The sequence below is a fragment of the Nocardia neocaledoniensis genome (assembly GCF_003182135.1).
Lineage (GTDB): Bacteria > Actinomycetota > Actinomycetes > Mycobacteriales > Mycobacteriaceae > Nocardia > Nocardia neocaledoniensis.
In genome coordinates, this window is record NZ_QGTL01000003.1 from 459,374 (window position 1) to 468,311 (window position 8,938).

The following is an 8,938-nucleotide window of genomic DNA, read 5'->3' on the forward strand; positions in this document are numbered from 1 at the left end:
CGAGGCCGCCTTACCCTGCGCCGAGCTGCGGCTTTGCGCGATTGCGGCAGGCGGACTGTGGCAGACTGGAGATCGATCACCGCTCGAGGAGGTGCGACATGGCAATGCTCTGGCCGGACCATTTGTTGACCCTGGCGGACTGGGATGATCTCCCGGAGAACAACGAACGCAAGATCGAGCTGGCGGAGGGGGTTCTTGCTGTGTCACCGCGACCGACGTCGATTCATCAGCGGGTGATCATCCGGCTGGCGACACAGCTCAACAGTCAACTGCCTGCGGAATTGGAGGCATTGGGCGAGGTCGAAGTCGTGATCGAGGAGACGCCACCTCCGACTGTGCGCATACCAGACGTTTGTGTGGTGCCTGCGCTGGATGACGCTGTTGTTCGCTGGGACGCGACCGACGTGCTCCTAGCTGTCGAGATCCTCTCGCCCGGTACTCGACGCACCGACCGAATCACCAAATTCGCGGAGTACGCCGAGGCCGGTATCGAGCATTACTGGCTCGTCGATATCGAAGCACCAGCCTCGATCACCGCGTACAGACTGGTCGCTGACCAGTACAAGCTGATCGCCGACACCTCCGCCCCGACGGCTATCGAACTAGCCGGCACCCAGCTCATCATCGATCCGACGACGCTGCTGACCACTCGGCGCTGACTCTTCGACTGCTGTCGGGTCCGGTCATCGAGCGGATCAGGCCGGAATTGCATCGGGGTGACGATGCCCGATTGAATGCCGGGGTGAGCGGTTCGCGGGAATTCGATGTGTGTGTGGTGGGGCTCGGCCCGACCGGGCGAGGGCTGGCGCATCGCGCCGCAGTGGCCGGGTTCCGCGTGGCCGCGGTGGACCCGCGACCGGACCGGCTGTTCCCGCCGACGTTCTCCTGCTGGGTCGATGAACTGCCCGCCTGGCTGCCCGACAGCGCCGTCGCCCAGCGCATCGCCGCGCCGACGGTGTGGACCAAGACCGAGCATCGGATCGAACGGCCGTACTGCGTGCTGTCCAAGGCGGGGCTGCACGCGGCGCTCGCGCTCGACGACGCGACGGTGTTCGCCGCGCGGGCGAGCAGGGTCGACCAGCACGAAGTCGAACTCGCCGACGGCGCGGTGATCAAGGCGGCGACGGTGTTCGACACCCGTGGCCTGCCGACCCTCGGCAAGCGCAGGGCAGCCTCCGCGCACGGCATCTTCGTCGACGCCGAGACCGCGGCGCCGATGGTGGCCGACGGCGAAGGGCTGCTGCTGGACTGGCGGCCGGAGAACGGCGCAGGCCCCGACGAGCCGCCGTCGTTCCTGTACGCGGTGCCGCTCGGCGACGGCACGGTGATCTTCGAGGAAACCAGCCTCGGCCTGCGCGGCGGCATGCCCCAGCACGAGCTGCGCAAGCGGACGCTGAACAGGCTGGCCGCGCACGGCATCCGCCTCACCGGCGACGAGCCGCACGAGGCCGCGCACTATCCGCTGGACCAGCCGCCGCCGAGGAAGGGCGCCGCCGGCGCCGTGCCGTTCGGTTCGCGCGGCGGGATGATGCACCCGTGCACCGGCTACTCCGTCGCCGATTCGCTCGCGCTGGTCGACACCGCGGTCGACGCCGTCCAGCGGGGCCGCGATCCGATCGAGGCGCTGTGGCCGTGGCGGGCACGCGCGGTGTACTGGATGCGGATGCGCGGGCTGTGGGGGCTCGGTCGGCTCACCACCGACCAGTCGATCGCCATGTTCGAGGCGTTCTTCACCGAATCCGAGCGCGGGCAGCGGGCGCTGCTGTCGGCCCACGACGACTACACCGCCCTCGGCGCCGTCCTGTTCAACACGGTCGCGCACACCTGGCCGTTCCGGTGGCGCTACGACCTCGTCGGCTGGACCAACCGCGACCGCTGGCTCGACTACCCGTTCGCGCCCGCCGAGGCACCGACCCACTGAGACCGCGATCGCCCCGCAGTCCACAGGGGACTACGGGGCGATGCGGTGGTCAGGCTAGGCGGTCTGCGCGGCGCGCTTGTAGCCGACGATGGCCGGATAGGCGAAGACGGCGATCATGCCGACCGTCCAGGCCAGCGTCTTCAGCAGCGGCTCGGCGACCGGTCCGCCGTAGGACAGGCCGATCATCGCGTTGATCGCGCAGCTCATCGGCTGGTTCTCCACGATGGTCTGCAGCCAGGTCGGGTAGGCGATGATCGGGACGAAGCCGGTGTTGAAGAACATCAGCAGCGTGTTGACGATGCTGATCAGGCTGATCAGCATCACGCCCTCGGTGACGGTGGCCAACGCGGTCACCATCACCGCGAAGCCGAGACCGAACAGCACCGGCACGCAGACCAGCGCGATGTTGGTGAGCGGGTCCTCCATGAACAGGAAGCCCAGCGGCACCGCGACGAGCAGCACGATCACGGTGGTGATCAGGATGCGCACCGCCTCGGCCAGCAACCGGCCCGTCAGCAGCGAGGCCTTGTTCAGCGGCATCGTGTAGAACCGGCTGAGCAGCCCGGCGGCCTTCTCCCGCTTGAAGCCGAGCGCGCTGACCACCGCGCCGGTCATGGCCGCCACCAGGGTGAGTAGCGCGGCCTGGCCGTAGATCGCGGGCATGCCGCCGTAGGCGGTGATGTAGTCGCCGAGCACGATGCGGAACATCAGCAGCGTCACGGCGGGATAGACGATGGTCTGGATGGTGGTCGCCGGATCGCGCAGCCACACCATCAGCAGGCGCTTGCACTGCAGCAGGCTGTGGCTCACCCACATCGACACCGCGCCTTCCGGCTTGGCGTGCACCACCGGCAGCAGCGCCGCGGTCTCGTCGGCGGGCAGCGAGTTCCGCTCGGGGGTCGTCGTGGTCATGATCGCCTCACACTCGCCCACACAGCCAGTGGGAGGAAGAAGATGGCCAGGCCGCCGAGCCAGGCCAGCGACACCCAGGTCCCCGCCCAGCTCAGCTGGCCCGCGGCCATGTCGCTGAGGGTCTGGGCGGCCTGGGAGATCGGCTGGTTGCGGGCGAAGCCGCGCGCCCAGCTCGGGAAGGCCTGTTCGGGCACGAACCCGGTGGACAGCATCCCGAAGATCAGGATCGGCAGGGTGAGCGCCTGGCTCAGCGACTCGGGGTTCTTGGTGAGGCTGCCGAGCGCGTCGGCGCCGAGCGTGAGCACCAGGCCGACGGCCAGCGCGAACCCGCAGAACGCCAGCGCCTGCAGCCAGCCGCCGGTGAACCGGAAGCCGATCAGGTAGCCGTAGCCGATGGTGGCCGCCAGCGAGATCACCGAGCGCACCAGGCCCGCGCTGATCCGCGAGACCAGCGGCACCAGCGAGCCGATGGGCATGGTCTGCAGCCGCGAGCTCAGGCCGGTGAGCGCCTCGAACGCGGCCAGCTGCGCGTTCGACATCATGGTCATCGCCATCGTCTGGAGCACGATGATCGGCATGACGTACTGCGCGTAGTCGATGCCCTGGACCTTCATCACGTACCGCAGCGGCAGATAGAAGGCCACGGTGATCACCAGCGGGAACAGCACCGCGACGATCAGTTCGCCCTTGGTGACCATGGTCCAGACGACGCGGCCGGTCAGCGCGCGCCACTGCGCGAAGCTGCTCGGCTGGGCCGGGGGTAGGTCGTCGAACAGGGTGGTCCCCGCGACGGTCGGGGCACTCACTGGTGGCCGCCCGAGTGGCCGGTGATGGACAGGAACACGTCGTCGAGCGAGGGCCTGCGCAGCGCGATGTCGGCCAGGTCGATGCCGGCGCTGTCGAGCCTGCGCAGCGCCTCGGCGAGGGTCGCGGCGCCGTCGGGCGCGGGCACCGAGAGCTTGTCGGCGCCGGCGATCTCGGCCGCGACGGCGGCGGGGACCAGGTCACCGAGCGCTTCGACGGTCGCGGCCAGGCGGCTCGGGTCGAGCGGGACGATTTCGCAGAAGCTGCCGCCGGTCTTGGCCTTGAGCTGGTCGGCGGTGCCCTCGGCGATGACGGTGCCCTTGTCGATGACGATGATGTTGTCGCTGAGCACGTCGGCCTCTTCGAGGTACTGCGTGGTGAGCAGCACCGTGATGCCCTGGTTCTTGAGCGCGGTGACCAGGTCCCACACACCCTGACGGCTGCGCGGGTCGAGGCCGGTGGTCGGCTCGTCGAGGAACACGACCTCGGGCCGCACGACCAGCCCGCAGGCGATGTCGACGCGGCGGCGCATGCCGCCCGAGTAGTTGCGCACGGCCCGCTTGCCCGCGCTGACCAGGTCGAACTCCTCGAGCAGGACTTCGGCGCGCTTGCGCGCGGCCGACTTGGACAGCCCCATCAGCCGCCCGAACAGCTCGAGGTTCTCGCGGCCGGTGAGGTTCTCGTCGAGGGCGGCGTACTGGCCGGTCATCATGATCGCGCGGCGCACGCCGGCGGCATCGGTGCGCACGTCGTGGCCCGCCACGACGGCGGTGCCGGAGTCGGGGCGCAGCAGCGTCGACAGGATCTTGACCGTGGTGGTCTTGCCGGCGCCGTTGGGTCCGAGGATGCCGAGCACGCTGGCCTTCTCCGCCCGGAAGCTGATGCCTTGCAACGCGTGCACGTCGCCGAAGGACTTGCGCACATCGGACACCAGCACCGCGGGCTCATCGGCACGCGACGCGACGCCCCCTGCGGGCGAATCCATTGAGATCGAACTCGGCATCAACTCTCCACCATCACGGAAATTAGCTTGTCGGTAAGTGATCTGTACCGTTCGGCGCGATGTTACCGGTCCGGCCGTTCGCGGGGCCGTTGTCGTGTGGTCTTGCTCACGAGGGCAGTACAAGGGCAGTACATCGACCTTGTCGGCTCGCGCGGACGCCCATACGCTGGCCGACGGGGAAACACTCGTCTCACCTGCCCGTGCCCGGGCGCGTTCGATCTCCTGTGAGAGGTGACGATGACAGAGGCCACCGCTGCGCCGACGGGACGGTCCGACGTGCTGACGTCGTTCGACCCGCGCACCGGCGAGCAGCTCGCGCAGTATTCCGTCGACGGTCCCGCCGAGGTCACCCGCGCGGTGCGCACGGCCCGCGCGACCCAGAGCTGGTGGGGCGAACTGAGATTCGCCGAACGGCGTCGCCTGCTGCTGGACTGGCGCGCCCAGATCGCCAGGCACGCGGGCGAATTGGTGGAGGTGCTGCGCGCCGAGACCGGCAAGCCGGAGGCCGACGCGGCGCTCGAGGTGATGCTCGCGGTCGAGAACCTGGACTGGGCGGCCCGCAACGCCGAACGCGCGCTGGGCCGGAAACGCTTGGCGACCGGGTGGTTCACGCGCAATCAGCACGCCTCGGTCGGCTATCTGCCCCTGGGTGTGGTCGGTGTGCTCGGCGCGTGGAACAACCCGGTCTTCACCCCGATGGGTTCGATCGCCTACGCGATGGCGGCGGGCAACGCGGTGGTGTTCCATCCGCACGAGATCACCACCGGCGTCGGGGTGTGGCTGGCCCGTAGCTGGGCCACGGTCGTGCCCGACCAGCCGGTGCTGCAGGCCGTCACCGGCGACACCCGCACGGCGACCGCGCTGTGCAAGGCCAAGGTCGACAAGATCGCCTATGCCGGCCCGGAGGCGGGTGGGCGCGAGGTGATCGCGCTGTGCGCGCAGACGCTCACGCCCGTCGTGGTGGAGAACAGCGGCAAGGGCAGCATGATCGTGCACGTCGACGCCGACCTCGACGCCGCCGCCGAGGCCGCGGTGTTCGGGGCCATGGCCAACGCGGGCCAGAACGCCTCGGGCATCCAGCGCTGTTATGTCGCCGATTCGGTGTTCGACGACTTCCTGGCCAGGGCGGCCGATCGGGCCGCGAAGCTGCGGCCGGGCGCCGACAATCGCGCAGCCTACGGTCCGATGATCAACGCCGCCCAGGTCGACGTGGTGCGCAGGCAGGTCCGCGACGCCATCGCCCGCGGCGGCCACGCGGTCCTGGGCGGGCTCGACTCCTTCCGCGATCCGTATGTGGAGCCGATCGTGCTGGCCGAGGTGCCGGAGGAGAGCATCGCCATCACCGGGGAGGGCATCGGCCCTGTGCTGGTGGTGAACCGGGTGGCCGATCTCGCCGACGCGGTCGCGCGGGTGAACGCCGCGGGCAACGGCATCGCGGTCACCGTGTTCACCCGCGACATCCCCAGCGCGGAGTTCATCGCCGAGCAACTCAGCGTGGGCGTGGTGACGGTGAATTCGTCGACCGCGTTCACCGGGATCCCGGCCCTGCCGTTCGGCGGGGTCGGCGAGTACGGGCAGGGGCACAGCCACGGCGAGCAGGGGCTGCACGAGTTCAGCCGGACGATGTCGATCGCGCGCAGGCGGTATCGGGCGCCGGTGCGCCTGTCGACTTTCGATCGTCATCCGCGGCACCTGCGCACGGCCAGGGCCCTGTTCCGGCTCCGGCACGGGCGCTGACCGCGCGGCTCAGTCCGGCTTCGGGGCGTCGCCGAGCAGCACCGCACCGGTCAGCGCCGCGAGCCGGGCGAGCTGTTCGGGGCGGGAGTCGAAGCGCAGCAGGCGGCCGACGTCGATGATCTGGCCGATGGCCGCGTGCACGCGGAAGCGGGCCTCGATGGGGTCGTCGTCGAGCAGGTTGGCCCATTCGAGGATGTTCTGGCGCTGCAGGGCGCGCAGCCGGTGCTGCTCGGCCTGGGGCAGATTGCTGAACTCCGCGTAGTAGACCGGCATGATCTCCGGCGTCGAAAAGGTGAGCCGGGCGTAGCGGTCGGCGATGCGCCGCGCGGCGTCGGCACGGTTCTCCGATTCGGCCAGCGCCTCGCCGATCGCGACGGCCATCCGGTCGCCGGTGCGGTGGAAGGCGGCGGCGAGCAGGTCGGCCTTGCTGTCGAAGTGCCGGTAGACGCTGGAGGCGTTGATGCCGACGGCGGCGCCGATCTCCTCGATGCCGGATTCGTGGTAGCCGTTGCGGCCGAAGATGCGAATCGCCTCGGTGAGCAGTTGTTCGCGTTTCGACGTGACGGGTAGCCCGCGGTTCTGCTTGCCGTGGTCGGCCTCGGCGGGCGCGGGCGGCAGGTCGGCGCGCACGATCGACCAGGCCATGTCGAGTTGCAGCGCGAGCATGCGCGCGTGCGAGAGCGTGGTGCGGTGCGCGGCGATGCTGGCCAGCGCGGACAGCGCGCCGACGGCCAGCACGGTGACGTCGTCCTCGGTGAGTTCCGGCCTGAGCTCGGCGATCGGGGCGGCGACCAGGGCCTCGAGTTCGCGGTAGAACGCGCGGATCCGGACCCGGTCCTCGCGCTCGAGGTAGCGCCGTTCCCAGCGGTAGAGACCGCCTTCGCGGCGGATGTCGATGTTCTGTTCGGCGACGGCGGTGAGCAGCGCGTCGAGCCTGGCCTCCGGGTCGGCGGCCGGATCGTCGGCGGCCTTCGCGACATCGCGCAGCCCGCGCGCGCCCGCCTCGGCGGCGGCGACGAGCAGCGCGTACTTGTTGGCGAAATGGCGGTAGAGGGCGGGCCCGGAGATGCCGACCTCGGCCGCGATCTCGTCGACGCCCACCGGGTAGTAGCCGCGGGCGCTGAACGCGCGGGCGGCGGCCCGCATGATCTGCATCTTGCGGTCCTTGGGCCTGCGGCGCACGACCTTGGCCGGTGCTTCGGTCGGCTCGCAGGCGCGTTCGGCCTCACTGCGATCGGCGACCATGCACTCACTTTCCGTTCCGCGTTCCGGGCTGTCGACTTGGGCTGGCGCCCCCGCTGGGCAGCGCCGGACCAGTCAACCTAAGTTAACCACAATTCGCAAACGGCGAGAGAGAGTCCGGAAAATGCGAACCGCCCCGGCTGGACCGGGGCGGTTCGTCGAGCGAGGGCGACCTACAGACCGAGGCCGCGAGCCAGGGTCGGCCACGACAGCTTCAGCTCGTCCTTCCAGTAGCCCCACGAGTGGGTACCGTTGGGACGGAAGTTGAAGGTCGCCGGGATGCCGAGCTCGTTGAGCCGGTTCGCCAGGTTGTGCGTGCAGTAGTTGGTGCCCGCCTCGATGACGCCACCGATGACGATCTGGTTGGCCAGGCCGTAGGCGCCGGGCAGGGCGTACGGTCCGTCGAGGGTGTCGTACGGGCCGGGCAGGCCGTTGCCGGTGGAGATGTAGAGGTCGAGGCCGCGCAGGCCCTCGGCGTTCACGTACGGATCGTTCTTGACCCATTCCTCCGAGCCCTGCGGGCCCCACATGTTCATGGTGTCGCCGCCGCCCCAGGTCTCCACCGTGAGCTTGACGAACTCCGAGCCCACCGGGTCGGAGGTCTGCGCGCAGCCAGAGTAGGCGGCGGCCGCCTTGTACAGGCCGGGCTTGGCGATCGGCAGCGCGAGCACGGTGGTGCCCGAGGTGGACAGGCCGGCGATCGCGTTCACGCCGTTGGTGCCGAGGGCGCCGTCGACCAGCGGGGGCAGCTCCTCGGTGAAGAAGGTCTTCCACTTGTTGCGGCCGACGACCGGGTCGTCCTTGATCCAGTCGGTGTAGTAGCTCCAGGAGCCGCCGATCGGCTGGATCACGTTGACGTTCTTGTCGCCGAGGAACTCGAGCGCGTCGGTCTTGGCGACCCAGGACGCGGAGTCCTCGCCGCCACCGGCACCGTTGAGCAGGTACAGGGTGGGGCGCGGGACGGAGGCGTCGGCGGGGCGCTGCACGTCGACGATGATGTTCTCGTCCATGGCCGCGGAGTACACGTGCAGCCGCAGGCTGCGCGAATCCTTCACCTCGGCCTTGACGATCTTGGAGCCGTCCTCGGAAACGGGGTTGGCGAGCAGGCTCTTCGAATCGATGATCGGGTCAGCCGAGGCGGGACTCGCGCCGAGGCCGGACAGCAGTCCGGCGGCCACTGCCGTCGCCGCGATCATCGCCGCGGCGCGGGAGCCGCGACGCCGGGTGTGCCGACGAATCAATTTCGCACCTTCGCTTCGTTTCGAATGGGTTGCACCACGGGCAAACCCTACGGGTTACCCAGCCGATACAACAGTAGG

At 69.6% G+C, this 8,938-nt stretch carries 8 protein-coding genes; 3 read left to right on the forward strand and 5 right to left on the reverse strand.

Features of this window, described 5'->3' with window-relative positions; all coding sequences use genetic code 11:
• The first annotated feature begins 98 nt into the window (after nucleotides 1-98).
• Both DFR69_RS10285 and DFR69_RS10290 read left to right on the forward strand, forming a co-directional pair.
• On the forward strand, nucleotides 99-659 hold the full coding sequence (locus DFR69_RS10285) for a Uma2 family endonuclease (protein WP_208643948.1): 561 nt from the start codon (nucleotides 99-101) through the stop codon (nucleotides 657-659).
• 83 nt (nucleotides 660-742) lie between these two features.
• Complete coding sequence (locus DFR69_RS10290; RefSeq protein ID WP_244198188.1) at nucleotides 743-1,921, forward strand: lycopene cyclase family protein; 1,179 nt, start codon at nucleotides 743-745, stop codon at nucleotides 1,919-1,921.
• A gap of 54 nt (nucleotides 1,922-1,975) precedes the next feature.
• Here the strand turns inward: DFR69_RS10290 and DFR69_RS10295 are convergent, their stop codons facing one another.
• The 3 genes from DFR69_RS10295 to DFR69_RS10305 are packed head-to-tail and all read right to left on the reverse strand — an operon-like array spanning nucleotide 1,976 to nucleotide 4,622.
• Entirely contained in the window at nucleotides 1,976-2,833 is an 858-nt protein-coding gene (locus DFR69_RS10295) for an ABC transporter permease (RefSeq protein WP_244198189.1), read from the reverse strand.
• A complete protein-coding gene (locus tag DFR69_RS10300) occupies nucleotides 2,830-3,639 on the reverse strand; it encodes an ABC transporter permease (RefSeq protein ID WP_110037234.1) in 810 nt (269 codons plus the stop codon). Before DFR69_RS10300 ends, DFR69_RS10295 begins: the two co-directional genes overlap by 4 nt.
• A complete protein-coding gene (locus DFR69_RS10305) occupies nucleotides 3,636-4,622 on the reverse strand; it encodes an ATP-binding cassette domain-containing protein (RefSeq protein ID WP_110037235.1) in 987 nt (328 codons plus the stop codon). Before DFR69_RS10305 ends, DFR69_RS10300 begins: the two co-directional genes overlap by 4 nt.
• 255 nt (nucleotides 4,623-4,877) lie before the next feature.
• Between DFR69_RS10305 and DFR69_RS10310 the strand changes: the two genes are divergently transcribed.
• On the forward strand, nucleotides 4,878-6,377 hold the full coding sequence (locus DFR69_RS10310; RefSeq protein ID WP_110037548.1) for an aldehyde dehydrogenase family protein: 1,500 nt from the start codon (nucleotides 4,878-4,880) through the stop codon (nucleotides 6,375-6,377).
• 9 nt (nucleotides 6,378-6,386) lie between these two features.
• On the opposite strand, the gene DFR69_RS10315 is transcribed toward DFR69_RS10310, so the two are convergent.
• Both DFR69_RS10315 and DFR69_RS10320 read right to left on the reverse strand, forming a co-directional pair.
• Nucleotides 6,387-7,622: a TetR/AcrR family transcriptional regulator gene (locus DFR69_RS10315; protein WP_110037236.1), complete on the reverse strand. Its 1,236-nt coding sequence runs from the start codon at nucleotides 7,620-7,622 to the stop codon at nucleotides 6,387-6,389.
• 170 nt (nucleotides 7,623-7,792) lie between these two features.
• Complete coding sequence (locus tag DFR69_RS10320) at nucleotides 7,793-8,815, reverse strand: alpha/beta hydrolase (protein WP_110037237.1); 1,023 nt, start codon at nucleotides 8,813-8,815, stop codon at nucleotides 7,793-7,795.
• Between the last annotated feature and the right edge of the window lie 123 nt (nucleotides 8,816-8,938).